Raw genomic sequence first — 22,565 nt, 5'->3', positions numbered from 1 at the left:
CATTCAATGTACAATTTTGCACACCTTTTATAGAAAAGACTGAATATGCCTCAAAGACAAACCATACTGACACTGGACAGAGAAGAGAGACATTTTTTTAAGACGGTTTACAATGCCGCCTTTGCCAACCCTTTTTCCCGGTTAAGGGAGCGGCTGGACCGGCGGATTGCCGGCCTGATCTCCTCTGCCTCCCGAAGAAAAAGCAAGGATGACTGCGTGCGGGAGGTGGACCTACGCTTAGACCTGCTGAAAAGGGCTAACCGGGCTGATATCAATGCCTATCAGGACTCGGACAGAGAAATTTTAAGGGTGGTCTACCTTTTTGATATTTTCCACAAGTTCAGGGAAAATTTTGACAACCACATCAAAACCCAGCTCCAGGCCAAAGATACCCCCATCAAAGTCGATTTTGTGGATGATGCAAAACAAATCTGGCTGGATAAAGGGTTTGATCCGGATAAATTTTACCATTATTTTGCCCTGTCTTTTCAACTGCGCAGGGCCTTTTATTTTATTTCAAACAGCCTGGTGGGTTCAAGCCCATGCATGCGCACCCTGAAAAAACATTTATGGTACAATGTGTTCACCCATAACATCGGACTGTATGACAAATATTTATGGAACCGGATGGAAGATTTTTCCACTCTGCTTCTAGGAGAGACAGGCACGGGCAAGGGAACAGCGGCCAAGGCCATCGGCAGCAGCGGGTTTATCCCATTTGATCCTGAAAAAAAACGATTTGCCCAAAGCTTTACCCGGGCATTTTCCTCCATCAACCTTTCCCAATACCCTGAAACCCTGCTGGAATCAGAATTGTTCGGCCATACCAAGGGCGCATTCACAGGGGCGGTTGAAAATTATAGGGGCGCATTTAACCGGTGCAGTCCCTACGGGGCCATCCTGCTTGACGAAATCGGAGAAATCCCCGGACATGTTCAGATCAAACTGCTCAGGGTCCTCCAGGAAAGACATTTCACCCCAGTGGGCGCCCATGAATCATCCCGGTTCAACGGCCGGGTGATTGCCGCCACCAACCGGCCCAAAAAACAAATCGTCGGCGGAGAAACATTTCGGGATGATTTTTATTATAGACTCTGCTCGGACATCATTGAAGTCCCCCCTTTAAGCGTGCGTATCAGTGAGGCCCCGGAAGAGCTGGACCATCTTCTCGGCTTTATCATAGAGCGGATGACAGGCGCCCATGCTCCGGATCTTATTGAAAAAATAAAAAGAATTATTGACCGAAACCTGGGAAAACATTATCAATGGCCAGGTAACGTGCGGGAACTGGAGCAATGCGTCAGATCAATCCTGCTCAGAAGGGATTATACGGGCAAGGAAACCCTGGATACCGATCAAACAGACCTGGCACAGGTTCTGGGCAAGGGTATCCGGGAAAAGAGCATTGCCGTGCCCGATCTTGTGTCAGGCTATTGTAAACTCTTGTACGATGCATTTGGCACATATGAAAAAGTGGCCCGGAAAACCGGGCTGGACAGGCGGACCATTAAAAAAGATATAAACTATTATACCCAAGGATAAGCATCCATGCTCCATTTTCTTCCTTCTCCGGTCAAAGGCATTCTCTCCTTTCTTGTTTATGCATTAAACACCATCCTTTTGACCGTTCCTCTCATCCTATTGTCCTTTTTCAAATTTCTCATTCCGGTCAAAGGATTCATTGTGATCCTCGACAAAATACTCATCAGCATTGCCACCCTGTGGATCAGCATCAACGGGCTCAACTCCCGTATTTTCAGCCAGATCCGCTGGGATGTGACCGGGCTTGCCCAGCTCAAAAAAAAAGAGTGGTATCTGGTCATCTCCAACCACCAGTCCTGGGTGGACATCCTGGTCCTTCAAAAAGTGCTGAACCGCAAAATTCCCATGCTCAAATTCTTCCTGAAAAAAGAGTTGATCTGGGTTCCCTTTCTGGGCCTGGCCTGGTGGGCGCTTGATTTTCCGTTTATGAAACGTTATTCAAAAAAATTCTTAGCGGCCAACCCCCACCTGGCAGGCAGGGACCTTGAAAGCACCAAAAAGGCCTGCGAAAAATTCAAACACACCCCGGTCTCTGTGATGAACTTTGTTGAAGGGACCCGGTTCACACCGGAAAAACATGAAAAATTCAACTCCCCGTTCTCCAACCTTTTACCGCCCAAGGCCGGCGGAATCGCCTTTGTCCTGGGGTCCATGGGGGAATACCTTCACAAAATCATCAATGTCACCATTGTCTATCCCAACGGGATCCCCACATTCTGGGACTATATCTCCGGCAAGGTCAGCCAGATCATTGTGGATATTGAGGTGACTTCGACAGGACCGGAACTCATGGGGGATTATTTTAGCGACCCTGGGTTCAAACAAGAGTTCTGTGACTGGCTAAACCGCCTCTGGGAGGAAAAGGAAAAAAAGCAAAAGCAGATCATGCCCATAAAGGGATGATTCTATAGACCATGGGGAATTTAATAAATTCAGCCCTGTCGGCCTATTGACTGCAAAAATTAATGATGCTGTTGAGGATCTCCTTGACCGGGTCACCTTCGGCATCGGCAATAGTACAATTGGAAAGAACGACAACGGCAAGACCTTTGTTTTTCACATAACACATCTCTCCGTGGAATCCGATAACAATACCATTAGGCCAAATCTTTTCAGGCTCATTGATCACTCCGGCAGTGTAATATATATTTTTTCAATGCTCATCCCTTTGTGAGCATACTCTTTCACGGACAGAGGAACGGCCTGATCCGTCCCTACAAGCCTAATCCATTGGCCAAGGTCCTTTGCAGTTGACACAGTCCCCCTGCACTCCAGACATAGGAAAGATCAAGATCAGAATAGTCTTGGATTGTATCCTTTTCATTATCAAGGTGATAGCCCCGGCTGATAATGTAATCCCCCTCAGAACCTGGTGCGATAAAGGTAGCGCTAAGTTTATGGTGAAGAAGAAGTCTTTTATGTATGAATTCCCCATAGACCGCATATTTTACAAAGCGTTTTTGCCTTAGCTGCAAGGCACAGACCGAGAAGCCGTAGTCCTTTACTGCGAGCGGACTTTAACCCAGCAGATGAGGTAAAACGCTTTGCCCGGAGGGTTAGGTTTTGTATAATGGAAAACGACTTAAAAAACGACACAACCAATTGTAATAATATGTTTTTTTGACAAAACACTTAAAAGTTCATGAAATATTCGGGATAGCATGTACCAAAAAAGCTGATTGTTATTACACCCAAACATAGTATGGTCTTGATATGCACCTCGGCACTTTTACAGATTCACCGCTCAAAGGGCAACTATTTTTATACACCTGAAAATTAAAGTTCGAGGGAATGTTCAGAATTCTGTGTCACGGTTTCGGTTCCCGGATCTGCCTCAGCGCCAGCGGAAGTAAAAGTCAGGTCCGAGAATGGGCCTTCAATCAGCCACGTCGGAGGAGTTGACTTTTGCTGGAGTGGAGTTCCTGGAACCATCTTTTCCATCTGTAAATAAATCCTTATCAAATTCCCAGCTCTTTATCCAGCCGGCCTTCAAAGAAAATTGCCAACTGGGAAATTGTCAGTGACCAATTTTGAATCGGCATTGTCCATTTTTTACTGGCGTTCTGGATCCCCATGTAAAGCAGCTTTAACAGGCTGTCCTGGTTCGGGAATGATCCCTTTGTTTTGGTCAGTTTTCGAAACTGTCGATGCACAGCCTCAATGGTATTTGTGGTGTATATTATCCGTCGAATCTCTTCTGGATATTTAAAGAAATGACTGAGGCGTTCCCAGTTGTTCCGCCAGGATTTTATCACAATCGGGTATTTGTCATTCCATTTATTTTCCAAGATATCCAGTTCTTCTTCGGCCAGATCCTTATTGACCGCTTTATAAACACGTTTTAGATCTGCCATAAATTCCTTTTTATTTTTGGAACCAACGTATTTCAATGAATTTCGGATCTGGTGGACTACGCAGAGTTGAACTTCTGTGTCCGGGAATATGGTCTCAATGGCCTCGGGAAAACCTTTTAGACCATCAACACAGGCAATCAGGATATCTTTTACCCCTCGGTTTGAAAGGTCTGTTAACACCTGCAGCCAGAAGTTCGCACCCTCATTCTCGGATATGTACAGCCCAAGAACCTCTTTGCGGCCCTCGATATTCACCCCAAGAATTGTGTAAACGGCTTTGCTGCCGACCTTTCCGTTTTCTCGTACTTTATAATGTATGGCATCAAGCCATACGATTGGGTACACATTTTCCAACGGCCTGGCCTGCCATTCTTTGACGGTATGGATGATTTTATCGGTAATGGTGCTCAGAGTGGCATTTGAAATCTCAAGTCCATAGATTTCCTGTAAATGGGAAGCCATATCATTATAACTCATGCCCAGGCCGTAAAGGGCTATTATCTTTCTTTCAATTTCATCGCTGAGCGTTGTCTGATGTTTTTTGACGATCTGTGGAGAGAAGGTTCCGGCCCTGTCACGCGGGGTTTTTAGCTCAAATTTACCATCCAGGGATTTAATGGTCTTTTTGCTTTTTCCATTACGGCGGTTGGCAGAAACTTCCTGCCCGAGATGGGACTCCAACTCTCCTTCAAGAGCAGCTTCAGCAAGATTTTTGATTAATGATGTAAGGACGCCGCCCTTACCTGTGAAGGGTTTACCTTCCTGGATGCCTTTAAGGGCTTTTTGAAAATCAAATTCGGTGTTTTCTTCGGTCATGTCAGTTCTCCTTATTTAGCTGAGTATATCAGCTTTCATTCAACTGACACAGAATTTTGAACGCCCTCAAGTTCGATCAAAAAATTTGCAGTTTTATCTGGGCAAAACATATTCAAAACCCGATTTTCACCATGGGCCAAACCAGGTCATGCAAGTCAGCTTGACTCTGGAAGAATCAATATATCAAAAAAATCTCTCCTTTTTGCATTCCAGACCAAGACAATGGCTTGACTCAAACGCCTTAACATGGCATTTATCTTTTTTTTATCACCCTGAATACATATAAAGAAGCAATGAAACACCCCTTTGATAATCATCATCACAGGCTCAGTGCACCGACAAAACAACCTGCCAAAAAACAATTTTAATGTGAATATACAATTTTTTTTAGTTTCCGGAGTAAGAATATCATGACAAACACCTGTTCATTGGAAGATGCCGCGCTTGTGATCGAAGTTGGGCCGAACCAAGTTTTAAAAATCATGGATACCCATCCCAATATTTTCTCAGAGGTTAAAACAGGGAAAAACACACCCAATCTCCGTGTGTCAGTATCGTCTTTGCAGGCATTTAAAGATCTGTATAAGGATGCCTACTCATTTATTGAAATCGCCAAGCGGCTGGGCGTATCCATTAATAGAATCCAAAAAGTTAAAAAAACTCCGGGCTGCCATTTGTTAAAACGCTCTTTTTATTCACAGCAAATCTGCCCCAAATCCGGCAGACCCCTGACCCAACGAAATTTCCCTAAAAAAGATGCTGAAGAGTTTATTGAGTATTGTGAAACCCGGGCAATTTTTAAGTTCATGCAACCCAGCGTAAAACTCGACCCTTTTACATATGCCACCTTAAAAAGAGAAAATATCATCTGTGCATCCAAAGCATACCGATTTAAAGATGCAGCCCAGGACGGTTTAAATCCCCAAAAATATAAAATTTCGGATATTGCCCCTGGAAGGTATATTGGAAAATTGGTTTTCAAGGTCTGGGGAAGAAAATCTGCTATTCATTGTTTTTTTATCCTTGAAAATGATAAATTCATAAGGTTAACAGCGTTTCGGCCCCATGCCACCCCGTGGAGAGGGTATACCCCCCGGGATGGCAGGATGGATTTTTCCACACCCGGTATAGAAGGGACACGATATAAAATTACCACAGACTTAACTGAGCGGGGCGTTGTTAGTTTTATATCGGCAAGGGCAATTTAGACAGCCGCCGGATACCATTTCCCTTGCAATCCTGCCAATGTTCAGGATAACCTGGCAAATGAACTGACTTGATTTGCACCCAAAAGGGTAAACCAAGGAGGGTTGAATGATCAGGCCCGAGCAGATTTCCTTTTTCATATCAGGAAAAAACCAACCGATTTGCCCCGGGTCTCCTTTGTGGGACCTGTCGTTACCCGGTAAAGACCAATCGCCGGGCACCTTGGCCGTGGGCCAATATTTTCTTGCAGCTGAACATTTTCTCACAAACACGGATAATCCGGCCCTTGAAAATGCCGTAACCACCCTCACCGGAAGCCATGGGCAGGTCAAGGGTCTGAATATTTCCCTGGAAAAACACGGGGCATTTTACCATCCCCTAAAAATTACCGTAAAATCCAATGACAACCACGGCTGTACCCTGGTGCTCAACGGGGCGGTTGACCGTCCCGGCCTGGACCTTGTTGAGCAGGAATGCCAGCTGATGGCGGATTTGGGTGCTGCCTTCACTCCCTGCTGTCTTCCCAAAGTATTTGGAGCGGGCCGGCAGAAAATCAGAGGAATGGAAACCGCCTTTTTTTTAGGGGAATGGCTGGAGGGATTTTATGAATTTCACGTGACCCGGACCGGGAAAAAAGAGGGCATTGCGGTTTGGGGAAAAAATCTGCAGGACCTTTCCTATGAAACGGCAGCCCCGCTCTATGAACAGGCGGCCCACATCCTCACCTTATATTATGATGTCAGCACTGGCGCATCTATTTTCCCCTGGCATCATGGGGCTGGTGACTTTGTGGTAAACCCCACAGCAGCTGGATTGCCGGTACGGCTGATCACGGCCAGGGGGTTTTCGCCTCTTGCAGAGACGAAATCCTGCAAGGATGCCAGACTGCCCTCCCTGTTGTTTTTCTTTCTTTGCACAATTCTGCGTATGCGGCTGGACCGGCTGGATGGCACCGGCCCTGCCGTCTTTCTTAAAAAACAAGTGGCACAGGCATCCGTAAACGGGTTTTTCAAGGCCCTGGCCGGCAAGGCTGAGGCAGGTCCGGGACAGAGTGCTATGGATAAAGGATTTTTCCAGGACCTGCCTGAAATCTTTCATGAATTTATTTTAAATTTCAGTTCAGATCAGCTTGAGGCAATCACAGCCAGGATGGTGAATTCATGGCATGCCGGCCCATCTGAATATGACCTTATCCAAAAAAATATTAGGGGTCACACGAATGAAATCAGCCGAATTCTTAAAAACAGATGAAATATTAAGGAGATATCAAGGGGACGGAGAGAACGAAGGGAGGCACTGATTAAAAATGTCTGCACGTCAGGTCTAAAAACTCCCCACATTCATCTGGTAGGTGGTCCGTTCTTCACCGCTGTCATCGCTTTTAAACAAAACCTCACTGATTTTGGCATGCCGGATCATCTTGTCCACGGTGTATTCGCTGTGTTTTCCTGAAATAACAGTCCCTGCCATAATAACGCCGTCCACAGCCACCACCGATTTCCCGGGATTCCCTTTGGACCATTTAACCAGATTATTTTTTTCCTCAACCAGAATATCCCTTGATTTTTTTAACTTTAAAATATTCCGGGTAACCTGTTCAATCAACTTGTCAAAGGCTTCACTTTTTTCAAAACAAAGATCAAGATTTTTTTCAGCCTCTTCAACCTTGACTCCCAGTTCGGCAAGTCTGGGCTTGATCTGGTCCACCTCATCTGAATGGGCCGGATCTTTGAGTTTTTCTTCCATTTCCCGCTGTTCCAGCTGGGTCCTGTCCTGAATATGAGCCAGCTTTGTAATTTCCTTTTGAAGCTCAGCGTTCTCTTGTGTTATCTGTGATTTTCTCTCTTCAAGGCCCAAAATTTTCTCCTTGATCTTTGCCACATTGACCTTGTTTATTTTCAACTCCTTTTGGGTAAAGGCATCGTGTCCCACCTTGATGTACGAGGCAGAAGCCATTTCAGTACCGATATTTTTGGCTGAAAACCCCATTTTAGCAGAGACCTTGGATGAAATCAGCTTGCCATTCACAATGGAACAGGCGCCTGAAGACTCAATGGCGGAATCCACAATTTCTTTTTGAACAAACACGTCTCCCATGCAGACAATGGTGGAATTATGAATAAACTTGGCATAGACATTACCACGGGCATAGACATGGCCTTCATTGATACCGCCGACCACCTTCAGATCGCCGTCGGCTTCCACACTCCCCCCGTCCAGCTCCACCGTGGCAATATCGTTTCCTCTTACCTTGAATCCTGATTTAATGCAGCCTTTGACATTGACATTGCCGTCAAATTCAATATGCCCGGTTTCAAAATCCACATCTCCGGAAGTGATGTATTCATCATGGACAAAGATAACTCCGGCCAAAGAATACTTGGGATAGCCCCTGAGTCCTGCAAGAATTTTAAGCCCGTCTTCGGACAGGACCGCGCCCTTGCCAAACTTGAGGGCCTTGTCCTCTCCCTTGACCGTTTCCACTTCATCACCATAGATGTTCTGACCCCACCGGGCCTCGACCTTGGGCGTTTTTTCCGCAAGCACCGTTCCCTTTTCAACCAAAGGGATATGCCCTCTTTCCTTAAAATCAATGGTGCCGTCTTCGCCCATGCCCCCGGCTTTGAGGTAATCGATGTTAAAAAAGAATTCAACTTTTGCATCCTGCCCCTGGATGGCCCGAATACCTTTGGCAACCCGAAATGCCTGGGTCTTGAATCCCGACGACCGGATAAATCCGTCGATCAGGTCATCGGCCACCACGCCTGAAATAATCCCCCGGTCGAATAATTCATCTCGGAGATCAAAGGCCAGCACGTCTTCGTCAAACTCCGGGGACTTGGACAAAAACGCAGACATAAAATCACTGGACACCTGAAGCTGGACTCCGCCGGTAAGCATCTCAGGTTCCAGAAGGGTCGGTTCTTCAGCCTCCTGGGGAGCCGTGCCTTCTTTTGGGGTTGAATTTTCATTGTCCGCCTCATCCTGGTTTGAAACTGCCGGATCCGCCAAGGCCTCAGTCTCCGGGAGTTCTGTTTTCCCAAACGATTTTTCAGATGCCTGATCCCCCGCAAGGGCTTGGGATGCCGCCTTGCGATACCGGTTCTGAAGCTTGAGAATATAGTCGCGCTGCTTAATTGTCAGCAATCCTGCTTCCACCATCATATCACCGATCAACCGGGGTTTTTGACGGGTTTTCAAGTCCGCCTGCTGCTCCTCCAATGCCAGGTCCAATACACTTTTATTAATAAACCCCTTGGCCATGGCAACGGCACCAAAGGTATATTCTTTCTGGCGAATGGAAACGGCTTTGGCCGCCAGGGTCAGGCGCTTAATGTTTTTCTCGGAAATCAGTTCTTTGGATAAAAAATAATTTTTCAGTGCGGCTTCAATATTTTTGGATCCCTGACACTGGGTCAGGGCGACCTCGAGTTCGGCCTTGGTCACCAATTGATTTTTCAATGCAAGCATCCCGATCAGGGGCACTTTTTTCTTCTTTCTATACTTGTCTGTCATGACGCCTCCAAGGGAATTTAGGTTAAATCACAGCAGCCATAACACCAGCCAGCAAAAAACTTGATTCAAACAAAAACTCATAGGGACTGCCGGATAAAAAACTATCCTCCCGAAATAGTCTGATCAATAAAAGCATAAAAACAGGGACCAAAGCAAGCCAGAACACCATATTTCCCCGGGGAAAAAACATTGCTGCCAAAGGCATTGCTGCCGTCAGTATCAGACAGGCTCCAATCACCGTAAAGCTTTTTGTCTCGCCCAGGAGAATGGGAAGGGTTTCCTTGCCGGCAATCCTGTCGCCCTGAATTGCCAGAATATCCACAAAAGCCGTCCTGGCAAAGGCCAGGCCTGTTGAAAAGCCAAAGGCCAGACCTGCGGCCCCAATTTGGCTTTTTTCCACCACTGCCGGCAAAAGACTGGTGACAATGCCCCAGGCCAAGGCAATGAGGATGGTTTTTGATCCGGGCACATCTTTAAAACTCTGAATACGGCTGCCCGCGAAAAAGGCCGGAATAATGTTCAGATTATAGGAAAGTCCCAAAAGGCTCATGGCAGACAGCACCCCGAAACAGACCAGGCCCTGGGTATAGGCCAGGTAAAGCCCTGCCCCTCCGGATACAAAGGCCAGGGCCCGAAGATAAATTCCGTATTTTCTATAAAATGCAGCACGGTCCGGTTTATTATAGGTGTCTGATCTAATGGTCATCAGATTGTTCATAATCTGCATGGACAAGACATAGAGCATGGCAATGGCGGCATAGATAAGGGTATTGGCCCCGCCCTGGATTTCAGCTGCCCCATATGTCAATCCAGCCGCACCTGCGGCCAATAAGAGGTTGGTCTTGAGCAGCACATCAAGCCCTCCTGTCAATTTTCCCAGCAGAGGCCGCTTATGCTTTAATGCATGATCCACCTTTTGGCAGGTATCTTTAATAATCCAGTTGGGGGTGGATGCTCCGGCGGTGATGGCAATGGAGTTTGCCGAGACCAGGGCCTTATAATCTATCTCTTTTGCATCTTCAATATGGGTGGCCTGGGTGTGGGTTTCCCTTGCCACCTGGGCCAGGCGCTTTGTGTTCCCGCTTTGTTTGCCCCCCACGACAATCACTGCATCATGGGTTTTGGCAAGTTCCCTGACCTCGTCCTGCCTTTTTTCCGTGGACCCGCAGATGGTGTCAAATATTTTATAATGGGGTGCATGGCTTGCGCAAAAACGTTTGATCTGGTCATAAAATTTTGTATTCTGGGTGGTCTGGGCGACCACCACGGCATTTTCAAATTCAGGAAGGGCGCAAAATTGTTCCATGGAGGTGATGGTATGGCCGTTTCCCTTGGCATACCCCAACAGCCCGACCACTTCAGGATGTTTTTCATCACCGATAATAATGGTGGTATATCCTTTTTGGGCAAATTTATTGATGATGACCTGGACACGGACCACCCTGGGACAGGTGGCATTGATCACGTTAAACCCGGCCTTTTTAAGAGCGGTTTCATCCTCGGGTGGTACGCCGTGGGCACGGATCAGGACTGTACCCTCCCCTGTTTCAGGAATGGTGTCCAGACGGAAAATTTTTTTGCTTTCCAGCATCTCCAGCACCTGGGGATTATGAATCAACGGGCCATAGGTAAAAATAGGCTCTTTGGCCATGTTTGAGGCATCCAGAACCATATCAACAGCCCGCCGGACCCCCATGCAGAAGCCGGCTGTTTTTGCTATGGAAATCTTCATGAAATGCGGCTTAAAAGATCCACAAGACGGTTGAATTCAGAGCCGGACTTGAATTTGATTTCTATTTTTCCCTTGTCCCCGTTCTTTTTAATTTTCACGGGGGTGTTGATCCAAGAGGAAATTTTAGAAGAGGTCTGTTCAAGGAAACGCTGCTCTTGTGCAGACATTTTGAGCGCCAGTTTCTTGGGCTGCTGCTTGGCCTGGTTCACCAGGCGTTCGGTTTCCCTCACAGACAAACCCCGGTCGATCACCTGGTTGAACAGATAGAGCTGGCTTTCCACAGACCCGCCCCCTAAAAGGGCCCGGGCATGTCCCATGCTGATCTTTTCAGAAATCAAACTCTCTTTAATTTCCTGGGGAAGACTGCGCAGTCTCAAAAGATTGGCAATGGTGGACCGGTTTTTCCCGATTTTTCGCGCCACCTTTTCCTGGGTATACCCAAATTCGTCAATCAACCTGAAATAGGCTTCAGCCTCTTCAAGAACGTTGAGATTCTCCCGCTGGATATTCTCGATAATGGAAACTTCCAGGACCTGCTCGTCGGAAAGATCCAGCACCACCACCGGCACCTGTTCAAGTCCTGCTGCCTTTGCAGCCCGAAGCCGCCTTTCTCCGGCAATCAGCTCATATGCCCCGTCCATATTGCGGACCAACAGGGGCTGGAGCACCCCTTGCTGGGCAATGGAAGATTTAAGGCGTTCCAGTTCATTTTCACTGAACCGGGTTCTGGGCTGGTATCTGTTGGGACTGATTTCCCCCACACTGCAATAAAAAAAATCAGAACCAGCCTCAGGTTTGTCCAGGTCCAGATCCGGAATGAGAGCAGAGATTCCCCGGCCAAGGCCGGTCTGTTTCTTTTTCTTTTTCATCATCGTTTTAGCAATTCCCTGGCAAAGGCCATATAACTTTTAGATCCCTGTGATAATTTATCGTATAAAATAACCGGCAGGCCGTAGGAGGGCGCCTCACCGAGTTTAACATTCCGCGGTATTTTAGTCTTGAACACAAGATCTTTAAAGTATTGCCTGGCATCATCCACGACATTCTGGGATAAATTGGTCCGGCTATCAAACATGGTCAATAAAATGCCCTTGATTTTCAATCCCGGGTTAAAGGCATTTTTGACCCGCTTAATGGTATCTAAAAGCTGGCCCAACCCTTCCAGAGCAAAAAATTCACTTTGAAGGGGAATAATCACAGAATCGGAAGCGGCAAAGGCATTGAGGGTTAAAAGACTTAATGCAGGCGGGCAGTCAATAAAAATATAGTCAAACCGTTCAGCCACAGGGGCGATAAACGATTTTAACCGGGCCTCCCGCTGCGGGGCAGCAACCATTTCCACCTCAAAGCCGATAAGATCAACATTGGCCGGGATCACCATAAGCTTGGGCAGCATCGTTGGTAAAAGCACCTCTTCAATGCCTGACTCTCCGATTAATCCCTGATACAAGGAGGCGGGTAAAGAGGGTTTGTCTATGCCTAACCCCGTGGTGGCGTTGGCCTGGGAATCACAATCGACAAGCAACACCTTTTTGCCCAGCTTGGCAAGGGCCGCAGCCAGGTTTACTGCTGTTGTTGTCTTGCCCACACCGCCTTTTTGATTTACAATACTGATAATTTGAGTCATAATCCAATTTTCTTATCACAATTAAAACGGAGAGGCAAACAGATACGATACAAGATTCTCTTTATCAACATCCGTGAATATCCAGCGGTTTCAATAAAAAAGCCCGGCCAGAGGCCGGGCTTTTTTATTTCATATTGGGCATGGGTCTACATGGCAGACTCAGGGTGGAATACATCCACTTCCTTGAGATCTTCACCCAGGTATTCCCTTTCATTGGGTCCGAGAATGCCCAAAGAAAGATTCAAAAGGGTCCAGAGATGAACGGTTTCCCATGCATGCTCATTGACATCTGCCATATCATGGACCTGGGCATGGCAGTTATGGCAGGGAGTAATGCAATAGTCTGCCTTGGTGGCCAGAATCTGGTTGGCCTTGGTCTGACCATAGGCACGGCGCTGTTCCTGGAACCCGGACTGGAGATATCCCCCGCCCCCGCCGCAGCAGAAATTATTGGACCGGTTGGGTGTCATATCAATGAAGTTTTCTTCACCCACCACTGCCTTGACCACGTATCTTAAATCTTCGGCAACCGGATCGCCAAAGGATTTTCTTACCAGCTGACAGGGATCCTGGACCGTAAATGTGACCTTGCGGTCCTTGTTCCAGTCTGAAGAGGGATTAAGCTTTCCCTCTTTGATCCACTGGGCGTAAAGTTGAATAATAGATTTAATTTCAAAGTTGTAAGGGATGTCAAATTTTTTCAGTCCTGCCAGGACTGCAAAGAGTTCATGCCCTCACTCGGTGTTGAGCCAGACCTTACAGCCTAAATCCTCCACCGCCTTAACCTTGGTTCTGACAATTTTTTCCCAGTTTTCATCATCAGCGGAAAACATGCAATAATTCTCAGCGGCCCATCCTTTGGTCCCGTAAGTCCAGTCGGCTCCGGCCAGGTGCATGATCTTCCACAGGGGCACCATTTCATCGGGCTCGGTCACCGGTTCTCTGGAGTTCTGATTCAGAAAATAGTGAGCCCCCTTACGGTTGACATCGGCCTTCATCGTCTCAAATTCAGGCTGGGACTCCTGGTACTCTTCTAGGACATCTTCCACAACAAACTGGAAATCTTCCTCGTTGGCGCCCATGGCAGAACAGGTATCATGCTTCAACGCCATGTCGCAGGATCCGATGATCCCCTTGGGTTTGTCTTCTTTTTTCCAGGTAGCCCTGGCATTAAATACCAGCTGCGGGATATTGATCTGCATGGGACATACATACATGCAGCGGGTGCACATGGAGCACATCCATACCCAATTGGATTTCAAAATTTCCTCGTCCATGCCAAGGGCGGCCATGCGAAGAAATTTTCTGGGATCCATCCCGTCCAGCCCTGTTGCAGGACACCCTGATGCACAGGCCCCGCAGGTCAAACAGGCATTGAGGTTTCCACCGTCGGGCAAAAGCGTCATAACCTTGTCTTTGAAGACGCTCTTCCTGGCGCCTCCAATTTTAATAGCTGATTCTCCCATGCTATTATTTTCCCCCTATCTTAAATGAGATTAAAAATGCAATCGTACAATACTCGTTCACTTTGCAATTAAACCTAATTCCCCCATTATTTTTAAATGCAAGTTTCCTTTTTCTCCTATTCCATAGATCATGTCAATAAAAAATTTAATCCATTCTAATTTGACATTTTCAATCTGAGAGCTAATATTCAAGCTGCCATGAAACACCTAAACCAAATAAAAGCCCTTGTTCCAAAAGCAATGTGCAAGGACAAGCATACCATCCATAAGCGTCTAAATTCAATCAGAAAAACAAAAGCAGACGCTTCTGATGCCGTAAAAAAAAAAGAATCTTCAGCCCTTGGGTTGTTAAAAAAAGCCAGGGCCTCTGCAAATTGCAGACAGCTTCGAATGGACAACCGGCCCCAACAATTAGGATTCGACCCGGACCTGCCCATCACAGCCAAAAAAGACGAAATTATCCAGGCCATCCAGAACCATCCAGTGGTGATTATTTCAGGAGAAACCGGGTCGGGTAAAACCACCCAAATCCCCAAATTCTGCCTTGAGGCCGGCTGCGGCTGCAGCGGAATGATCGGCTGTACCCAGCCCCGGCGCATCGCCGCCATGACCGTGGCCAAGCGAATCGCCTTTGAGCTCAACGAGCCTTTGGGGGCATCCGTGGGATACAAGATCAGGTTTGACGATAAAACACCTGCCCATGCCTATATTAAACTGATGACCGACGGCATCCTTTTGGCCGAAACCCAGCAGGACCGTTTTTTAACCCAATACGACACCTTGATTGTGGACGAAGCCCATGAAAGAAGTTTGAACATTGACTTCACCCTGGGTATTTTACGGGGGCTGGTCAAAAAACGATCAGACTTAAAGCTGATCATCACTTCGGCCACCATTGACACTGAAAAATTTTCCAAAGCCTTTGACAATGCCCCGGTAATAGAGGTATCCGGCCGGATGTACCCGGTGGAACTGACCTATGCCCCCATGCTCTCTTCCCGGTCGGAAGAAAAAAGCAAATCCCAGCGTTCGAACAGCGATGACCAGGGGTATGTAGAAGCCGCAGCCCAGACCGCAGCCAATATCCTAAGCCGGACCCGGCAGGGGGATCTGTTGATTTTCATGCCCACGGAACAGGATATCGGAGAAACCATGGAAATCCTGAGAGGAAAAAACCTGGCAGGGGTAAGTATTCTGCCCTTGTTTGCAAGGCTTTCCGGCAAGGAACAGGCCCGGGTTTTTTCAAAAGGGGTGGGCCGAAAAGTGGTGGTTTCAACCAATGTGGCGGAAACTTCTTTAACCATACCGGGAATCAAATATGTGGTGGACACAGGCCTTGCCAGAATCCCCTCATATTCCCCAAGAACCAGGACCACAGCCCTGCCGGTTTCGCCCATTTCCCAGTCTTCAGCCAACCAGAGAATGGGGCGTTGCGGCCGGGTGGAAAACGGCGTCTGTATCCGGCTCTACGATGAAGAAGACTTTGGGTCCCGGCCCTTTTTCACCGCCCCTGAGATTTTAAGATCCAACCTGGCTGAGGTCATCCTGAGAATGATCTCTTTGAACCTCGGGGATGTTGCCACCTTCCCCTTTATTGATCCCCCGTCCCCCAAAAGCATCAAGGACGGGTTTGACACCCTCCTGGAATTATCTGCCATCAGGCAAAAAAAAACAGGCAAAAAACAGGGGTCGAAACCGGGCCGCTCTTTTTTTCTCACCCCCATGGGCAGAACCATGGCCCGGCTGCCTGTGGACCCGAAACTTGCCAGAATTCTTATACAGGCAGCCCAGACCGGATGCCTAGAACAGGCAGTGATCATTGCCACGGCCCTGACCGTTTCCGACATTCGCCAGCGTCCGGCGGACAAACTCCAGGCCGCAAACCAAAAACACGGGGTGTTCAAGGATCCCTCTTCAGATTTTATTACCCTGCTCAATATTTGGAATAGTTGTGAAGATGCCGGTAAACGGCTTAAATCAAGATCCAGGGTCAGAAAATGGTGTATTGAAAACTATCTTTCCTTTAAGCGTCTCCGGGAGTGGCAGGATATCCACCGCCAGATCACCCGGATGCTCAAAGAACATAAAATCGGCCCCCAAAACCCATTGCCGGTTCAGGCGTCTGATCCCCAGAAATCCAAAGAGTTTGAACATGGCGGGCCCTTGTACACCGCCATACACAAGGCCCTGCTCCGGGGATATCTTGCCGGAATCGCACATAAAAAAGAAAAAAATCTATTCATGGCGGCCAAGGGTCAACTGGCCATGATCTTTCCGGGCTCTGCCCTGTTTAACCGTGCAGGCACCTGGATCGTGGCTTCGGAATATGTCAAGACCAGCCAGCTTTTTGCCCGGTGTGTGGCCAATATAGATCCGGCCTGGCTGGAGGAGATCGGCCAGGATCTTTGTGTCCAGACCTATAGCGATCCCCATTGGGAAAAAAAACGAGGAGAAGTTGTGGCCAATGAACAGGTCTCCTTGTTCGGGCTTGTAATCGTGGACAAAAGAAAGGTGGCCTATGGGAAAATCAACCCCCAGGAATCAGGGGAAATTTTTATCCGCCATGCCCTGGTCGAGGGAGAGATTTTCCAAAAATTCGCCTTTATGGACCATAACCAGACCCTGATCCAAGAGATTGAAGACCTGGAACACAAGACCCGAAAACGGGATATCCTGGCATCTGAGGAAGACATCTACCTTTTTTACCAGTCAAGACTGCCAACCCCCTTTTTCAATATCCGGACCTTTGCAAAATTTCTCAAGGACCAGGATGATGACTTGTTTTTACGCATGACCCGAAAAAATCTTCAAAAAACCCAGGTGGACCATACCCTGCTCTCTCAATTTCCCGACCACCTGGCCATGGACCAGGGGGAATTCGCCCTGGGCTATGAGTTCAACCCCGGTTCAGAAACAGACGGGGTCACCCTCAAGGTTCCGGCAGATTCAGCATCCCTGGTTTCCGCCTTTCAGGTGGAAACACTGGTGCCCGGACTGTTCAAGGAAAAGATAGTGGCTCTGATCAAGGCCCTGCCCAAAAAACATCGGGTCAGGCTCATGCCCATCCAGGAAAAAGCCGCCTTTATTGCCCAAAACATACCCAAAGAGGACAAACCCCTGTACACCCTGCTCTCTGAATTTATCCGGGCCCATTACAACCTCATTATCCCGGCGTCAACCTGGTCGGACAAAGATCTGCCTGACCACCTGAAAATGCGGATCTCCATCAGGGATGAAAAAAACAGAGAGATCAAATCTTTAAGAGATCTGTCAAGGCTCGGCACCTTTGCCCAAAAAAGGCCAGCGTCCAAAAACAATGCCTTTGACCAGGCCCGGTCTCGTTACGAAAAAACAGATATCCAGTCCTGGAATTTCCCGGATCTTTTGCCCGGCATTCCCCTGGACGATAAAACCGGGTTTGCCCGAATGGCTTTCCCGGGGCTTGCCGTTGAAGGAATAGAACAAACACTGGCCCTGCGCCTGTTCAAATCAAAAGACCAGGCCATAAATAGCCATAAAAAAGGAATTTCCCGTCTGTTTGAGCTTGAATATCCCGACGATATCAAAGCCTTGAAAAAAGATATAAACAAAGATTCTGGACTTCGCCGAATTTCCCCCTGGTTCAAAGGTCAAGGAAAATTTCAGGAGATGGTGGTTTCGGCCATTGTGAGACAATACCTTGAAAAAGACATCAGAACACAGCAGGATTTCCAGGCCCATGTCAAAGAAATCCGCCCCAGGCTTTATGCCCTGGGCCAAAAAGCCTCAGCCCTGGTCATAGCCGCAGGAGATGCTTATGGAGACTGTTTTTCCCTGATCCAGAAATTCTCCTTGCAGTACAAGGACAGACCCGGGCCCTTCCAAGCCCTGACCCGTGTATTTAAAGAGCTTAAAAATATTTGCCCTCCCCATTTTCCAGAACTTTACAATTTTAACCGGATGTCCCATTTGCCCAAGATCATCACCTGCCTGGGCATCCGTGCCAGAAAAGCCGTTGACAACCCAACCAAAGAAAGCCAAAAAGCGCAATTGATCGCCCCGTTTGAACGCAGGCTTGAATCCCTGATCTCAGGGCTGACCGAAAATGCATCCCCGGAAAAAACCAGGGCTGTTGAAGATTTTTTCTGGATGCTTGAAGAATACAAGATATCTGTGTATGCCCAGGAATTGAAAACCCGGTTCAAGGTTTCTGCCAAGCGCCTGGACAAGGCATTGACCAACCTGTCAACCATGGTTTAAAAACCGGGATATTCTATATTTTTGGCCAAATCAAAGCAAACAGTCTCTTTGATTTTTGATCTATTGGGCTATCCCCTAAATTATTTCGCACTCCAAACAAGGCAAGACCCATTGAGGAAAATCATTTGCCTTGTTGATAAAATTATTATAAATTAAACATTAATTTATCTCGACTAAACTGAGAACATTTGTCAAAACTCGTTTAAACATTTAAAGGACATCCGGGCATCTATATTCTTTCGCCCTGTTGCTGTTATGTATAAATTTTTCATGGCCTCTATTATTCTGATCTGGGGACTTGTCCCTGCCTATGGCGAAATCCGTGTAAAGGTAGGAATTTTCCAGAATATGCCTTTAAGTTTCCTGGATGAAAGCGGTCAGGCCCAGGGTATTTATCCGGACCTGCTCAGGGAAATCGCCAAAAAGGAAGGCTGGGAACTTGAATTTATCAAAGACAATTGGTCAGGCTGCCTGGCCCGTCTTGAATCAGGAGAAATTGACCTGATGATCTCCATCGTCCGCACCCCGGAACGACAAAAAATCTACGATTTTTCCACGCTTCCGGTTGTCACGGCCTGGGGCCAGGTTTATACCGAACCCCAAAAAATCATATCCAGTATCCTGGATCTGGAAAAAAAAACCATTGGAATCATGGCCAAAGATATTAACGGCCGCCATCTAAAAAATCTTGTCCAAAAATTCAAGGTAAATGCCAGGTTCATGGATTTTCCAGTCTACGATGACCTCTGCCTTGCCCTGGCAGAAAAAAAAATCCATGCCGCCGTCATAAACAACATTAACGGTGCCCATTTCCAGCAAAAATACAAGCTACACCCCACCCCGATTCTCTTCAGCCCGATTGATGCCTATTTTGCCGTCCGCAAAGGAACGAACAGCCATATTCTTTCAGGCATAGACCGCTGTCTATCCCTGTGGAAAAAAGACAAAGACTCGGTCTATTATGCCATTCTTGCACGCTGGTATGGAAACCTGGGATCCCATAGGGATACTGTCCTGAAATGGATTCTGGGCATCACCGGTCTCATTGCAGTTTCTGGAACCGGCTTTTAAACCTTCAGGTCAAACGCCACACCCAAAAGTTAAAAGCCAGCGAGGAAAAATACAGGACACTGTCCCAAAACGCCCTGGTCGGCATTTATCAGGTAACCCGACAGGGGGTATTGGTCCTTGCAAATCAGAGAATGGCCCAGATTTTCGGATATGAATCAGAGCAGGCCCTTTTAAAGGAAAATGAAAACATCGCCACCCTGTTCAAAGATCCTGATCAATTGGACAACCTGGTCCTGGAAATTGATCAAACCGGCACGATCCAGGGCAAACGGATGGAACTTGTGTCCAGGGACAGACAACAGATATGGGGAAACCTTTATCTTAGGCAGGCCGAGTCAAACGGCAGCACCCGAATATATGAAGGATTTCTCGAAGATATTTCCCTTCGGTACCGACATGAGCTACTGCTCAAATCAAAACTCATGCTCAATAAATATTCAGCCAATCATACCACGGCCCAGACCCTTCAAAAATTTTTAGACCAGGCAGAAATACTTACCCAGAGCAGCATTGGTTTTTTCCACCTGCTGTCCAAAGATCAAAGAACCATTCAATTGCATGCCTGGTCCACCCGGACGCGGGACGAGATGTGCAAAGCAGCGCCTGAAAAAAAACATTATCCGGTTCACCAGGCAGGGGTCTGGGCAGACTGCATCAGAGAGAAAAAACCTGTGATCCACAACGACTATAATGCATTGACCCATAAAAGGGGGATGCCCCAGGGCCACGCACCTGTGATCCGGGAGATGGTGGTCCCTGTCATCCGGGGGCAGGCCGTCACGGCCATCCTCGGGGTGGGCAACAAGCAGAATAATTACCTTGATCAAGATCTTGAGGTGGTCAAAGCACTGGCCGATACCGCCTGGGAACTTGTTCTCAAAAAACAGACCCAGGAAGAGATAGAACTGACCCAGAAAAGATTTCTGGCCATCCTCAACGGCATTGAATCCACCATCTATGTGACTGATTTTACCACCCATGAAATTTTGTTCATGAATAATTATATGAAAACTCTCTTTGGCGGGGACCTGACCGGTAAAAAATGCTGGAAAGCCCTCAGACACCTGGACGAGCCCTGTCCCCATTGTTCCAACCGTTTTTTAACAGACAAAAATTCAGAGCCCACCGGCATCCATCTCTGGGAAGACAAGCACCCTGTGACCGGACGGTGGAATATTTACCGCGACCGGGCCATCAAATGGGTGGACGGCAGGCTGGCCAGGCTCCAGATCGCCACTGACGTCACCCGGCTCAAACAAATGGAGCGGACCCAAAGAGAGTATGAAGACAAAATCCGACAGGCCCAGAAAATGGAGGCCTTGGGTGCCCTTGCCGGCGGAATTGCCCACGATTTTAATAATATTCTTTTTCCCATTTTAGGATATGCAGAATTGCTCAAAGAAGAATTTCAGGGAAGCCCTGCCCATGATAAAGGACTTGATGAAATCCTGTCCGGTGCCATGCGGGCCAGGGAATTGGTAGACCAAATTTTAACTTTCAGCAGGCAGACCGAGCACAAGATTGGCCCGTTAAAACCGGACCTTGTGATCAAGGAAGTCATCAGGCTTGTTCAGTCCACCCTTCCCTCTTTCATCCATATAAAAAAATATGTGGCCCGGGATTGTAAAATGATCATGGCAGACCCCACCCAGTTCCACCAGATTGCCATGAACCTTATCACCAATGCCTTTCACGCCATGGAAGACAAGGGCGGCATATTAACGGTCAAACTTGAAAACATCCTTGGACAGGAACATGACCTGCCCCGTCAGGGGCCGTATATCCGGCTCAGGGTGGAAGATAATGGCATGGGAATGGATCCTTTAACCCTTGAAAAAATTTTTGAGCCCTATTTTACCACAAAACCAGCAGGCAAAGGGACAGGACTGGGTTTATCCCTGGTTCACGGCATTGTCAAAAAATACAGAGGAGAGATAAAAATAGACTCTGTTCCGGGCCGGGGCACCCGGATCGAGGTTTTTATTCCGGCAAAGGCAGGGCAGCCCATGGCTGACCCAGAGGCGCCAATACCTGACCCGGCCCATGGCTCGGAACGGCTGCTCTTGGTGGATGACGATCTCCAGGTGCTCAGGCTTGAACGGGAAATCCTGGAGCGGTCAGGATATACTGTCCAAATCGAAACCTCGAGCAAAACCGCATTGGCGCTTGTCCGTACCAACCCGGATTTATTTGATCTTATTGTCACAGACATGACCATGCCGGAAATGACCGGGGATTTGCTCACCCAAAAGGTCAGAAAAATATGCCCGGGTATACCCATCATCATTTGTACGGGATTCAGTGAGCGAATGGACCCCAAACGGGCACAAACCTTAGAGGTCAATTGGGTCCTCTCAAAACCGGTCAGCAAATCCGACCTGGTTAAAACCGTGAGAGACGCTTTGGACGGGACCTTGAATTAAAACGGTAAATTCCTATTTAAAAAAATTTAATTTTTTACTTTATAAACAGGAGACAGGAAAGATGAGTGATGACATGGACCAGGCCATACGGGCCACGACCATGGAAACCGGAAAATATCTGACATTTTCCCTGGAAAATGAAGAGTACGGCATTGGTATTCTCAAGGTCAAAGAGATCATTGGAATGATTCCCATTACCCCTGTGCCAAGAACACCCGAGTTTGTCAAAGGGGTGATCAATCTGAGGGGAAAGGTTCTGCCGGTGGTGGATTTGAGGCTTAAATTCAACATGGGAACAATCCCTTATACGGAACGAACCTGCATCATCGTGGTTGAAATTGACACCCAGGAGGAAACCGTGCTCATCGGTATTGTTGTGGATGCGGTATCAGAGGTGTTGAGCATTGTTCAAGAGGCCATTGAAGATGCCCCTGCCTTTGGCACCAAATTATCAACAGACTATATCCTGGGCATGGCCAAGACAGAGACCGGGGTGAAAATTTTATTAAATATCGACCAAGTCCTGAACCAGGCCGAAATCTCCATTGTACACAAAGAAACCCAAATATAAGG

14 protein-coding genes are annotated in these 22,565 nt (G+C 47.5%); 8 read left to right on the top strand and 6 right to left on the bottom strand.

The window, feature by feature from the left end; genetic code table 11:
• The first annotated feature begins 45 nt into the window (after positions 1–45).
• Together HUN05_08920 and HUN05_08915 are read left to right on the top strand one after the other, a co-directional pair.
• Entirely contained in the window at positions 46–1,542 is a 1,497-nt protein-coding gene (locus HUN05_08920; protein WDP85239.1) for a sigma-54-dependent Fis family transcriptional regulator, read from the top strand.
• Between the two features lie 6 nt (positions 1,543–1,548).
• Positions 1,549–2,445 carry an acyltransferase gene (locus HUN05_08915; protein ID WDP85238.1) on the top strand — a complete coding sequence of 299 codons (897 nt, stop codon included), beginning with the start codon at positions 1,549–1,551 and terminating at the stop codon, positions 2,443–2,445.
• Positions 2,446–3,500: 1,055 nt separating this feature from the next.
• Here HUN05_08915 and HUN05_08910 read toward each other — a convergent pair.
• Entirely contained in the window at positions 3,501–4,712 is a 1,212-nt protein-coding gene (locus HUN05_08910) for an IS256 family transposase (GenBank protein ID WDP85237.1), read from the bottom strand.
• Positions 4,713–5,122: 410 nt separating this feature from the next.
• Between HUN05_08910 and HUN05_08905 the strand changes: the two genes are divergently transcribed.
• Both HUN05_08905 and HUN05_08900 read left to right on the top strand, forming a co-directional pair.
• The gene (locus HUN05_08905) at positions 5,123–5,920 is read left to right on the top strand and encodes a hypothetical protein (GenBank protein WDP85236.1); all 798 of its coding nucleotides are present in this window, start codon (positions 5,123–5,125) and stop codon (positions 5,918–5,920) included.
• 226 nt (positions 5,921–6,146) lie between these two features.
• Complete coding sequence (locus tag HUN05_08900; protein WDP85235.1) at positions 6,147–7,169, top strand: hypothetical protein; 1,023 nt, start codon at positions 6,147–6,149, stop codon at positions 7,167–7,169.
• 72 nt (positions 7,170–7,241) lie between these two features.
• Here the strand turns inward: HUN05_08900 and HUN05_08895 are convergent, their stop codons facing one another.
• The 5 genes from HUN05_08895 to HUN05_08875 form a co-directional block, all read right to left on the bottom strand.
• Entirely contained in the window at positions 7,242–9,434 is a 2,193-nt protein-coding gene (locus tag HUN05_08895) for a DUF342 domain-containing protein (protein ID WDP85234.1), read from the bottom strand.
• Between the two features lie 22 nt (positions 9,435–9,456).
• Complete coding sequence (ispH, locus tag HUN05_08890; GenBank protein WDP85233.1) at positions 9,457–11,166, bottom strand: 4-hydroxy-3-methylbut-2-enyl diphosphate reductase; 1,710 nt, start codon at positions 11,164–11,166, stop codon at positions 9,457–9,459.
• Positions 11,163–12,038, bottom strand: coding sequence for a ParB/RepB/Spo0J family partition protein (locus HUN05_08885; protein WDP85232.1), 876 nt, complete (start codon positions 12,036–12,038; stop codon positions 11,163–11,165). The genes ispH and HUN05_08885 overlap by 4 nt, the downstream gene beginning before the upstream one ends.
• Positions 12,035–12,793 (bottom strand): ParA family protein, encoded by a 759-nt coding sequence (locus HUN05_08880; GenBank protein WDP85231.1) that lies wholly within the window; start codon positions 12,791–12,793, stop codon positions 12,035–12,037. Before HUN05_08880 ends, HUN05_08885 begins: the two co-directional genes overlap by 4 nt.
• Before the next feature lie 146 nt (positions 12,794–12,939).
• Positions 12,940–14,259: a (Fe-S)-binding protein gene (locus tag HUN05_08875; GenBank protein WDP85230.1), complete on the bottom strand. Its 1,320-nt coding sequence runs from the start codon at positions 14,257–14,259 to the stop codon at positions 12,940–12,942.
• Between the two features lie 198 nt (positions 14,260–14,457).
• On the opposite strand from HUN05_08875, the gene hrpA reads away from it, so the two are divergent.
• The 4 genes from hrpA to HUN05_08855 all read left to right on the top strand — a co-directional run bounded on the left by hrpA (position 14,458) and on the right by HUN05_08855 (position 22,563).
• The gene (gene hrpA, locus HUN05_08870) at positions 14,458–18,498 is read left to right on the top strand and encodes an ATP-dependent RNA helicase HrpA (GenBank protein ID WDP85229.1); all 4,041 of its coding nucleotides are present in this window, start codon (positions 14,458–14,460) and stop codon (positions 18,496–18,498) included.
• A gap of 348 nt (positions 18,499–18,846) precedes the next feature.
• A complete protein-coding gene (locus tag HUN05_08865; protein WDP85228.1) occupies positions 18,847–19,569 on the top strand; it encodes a transporter substrate-binding domain-containing protein in 723 nt (240 codons plus the stop codon).
• Positions 19,518–21,992 (top strand): GAF domain-containing protein, encoded by a 2,475-nt coding sequence (locus HUN05_08860; GenBank protein WDP85227.1) that lies wholly within the window; start codon positions 19,518–19,520, stop codon positions 21,990–21,992. The genes HUN05_08865 and HUN05_08860 overlap by 52 nt, the downstream gene beginning before the upstream one ends.
• 61 nt (positions 21,993–22,053) lie before the next feature.
• Positions 22,054–22,563 carry a purine-binding chemotaxis protein CheW gene (locus tag HUN05_08855; protein WDP85226.1) on the top strand — a complete coding sequence of 170 codons (510 nt, stop codon included), beginning with the start codon at positions 22,054–22,056 and terminating at the stop codon, positions 22,561–22,563.
• Positions 22,564–22,565: the final 2 nt, after the last annotated feature.

The sequence above is a fragment of the Desulfobacter sp. genome, from assembly GCA_028768545.1.
GTDB lineage: Bacteria > Desulfobacterota > Desulfobacteria > Desulfobacterales > Desulfobacteraceae > Desulfobacter.
Note: the sequence above shows the minus strand (reverse complement) of the source record. Positions and strands in the feature narration are given on the sequence as shown.

What these genes read in the sequence shown, in the direction of transcription:
- hrpA (WDP85229.1), top strand. Translation starts at nt 14,458, where the DNA reads ATGAAACACCTAAACCAAATAAAAGCCCTTGTTCCAAAAGCAATGTGC.
- HUN05_08865 (WDP85228.1), top strand. Translation starts at nt 18,847, where the DNA reads ATGCCTTTAAGTTTCCTGGATGAAAGCGGTCAGGCCCAGGGTATTTAT.
- HUN05_08915 (WDP85238.1), top strand. Translation starts at nt 1,549, where the DNA reads ATGCTCCATTTTCTTCCTTCTCCGGTCAAAGGCATTCTCTCCTTTCTT.
- HUN05_08860 (WDP85227.1), top strand. Translation starts at nt 19,518, where the DNA reads ATGGATTCTGGGCATCACCGGTCTCATTGCAGTTTCTGGAACCGGCTT.
- HUN05_08910 (WDP85237.1), bottom strand. Translation starts at nt 4,712, where the DNA reads ATGACCGAAGAAAACACCGAATTTGATTTTCAAAAAGCCCTTAAAGGC.
- HUN05_08905 (WDP85236.1), top strand. Translation starts at nt 5,123, where the DNA reads ATGACAAACACCTGTTCATTGGAAGATGCCGCGCTTGTGATCGAAGTT.
- ispH (WDP85233.1), bottom strand. Translation starts at nt 11,166, where the DNA reads ATGAAGATTTCCATAGCAAAAACAGCCGGCTTCTGCATGGGGGTCCGG.
- HUN05_08895 (WDP85234.1), bottom strand. Translation starts at nt 9,434, where the DNA reads ATGACAGACAAGTATAGAAAGAAGAAAAAAGTGCCCCTGATCGGGATG.
- HUN05_08920 (WDP85239.1), top strand. Translation starts at nt 46, where the DNA reads ATGCCTCAAAGACAAACCATACTGACACTGGACAGAGAAGAGAGACAT.
- HUN05_08885 (WDP85232.1), bottom strand. Translation starts at nt 12,038, where the DNA reads ATGATGAAAAAGAAAAAGAAACAGACCGGCCTTGGCCGGGGAATCTCT.
- HUN05_08855 (WDP85226.1), top strand. Translation starts at nt 22,054, where the DNA reads ATGAGTGATGACATGGACCAGGCCATACGGGCCACGACCATGGAAACC.
- HUN05_08880 (WDP85231.1), bottom strand. Translation starts at nt 12,793, where the DNA reads ATGACTCAAATTATCAGTATTGTAAATCAAAAAGGCGGTGTGGGCAAG.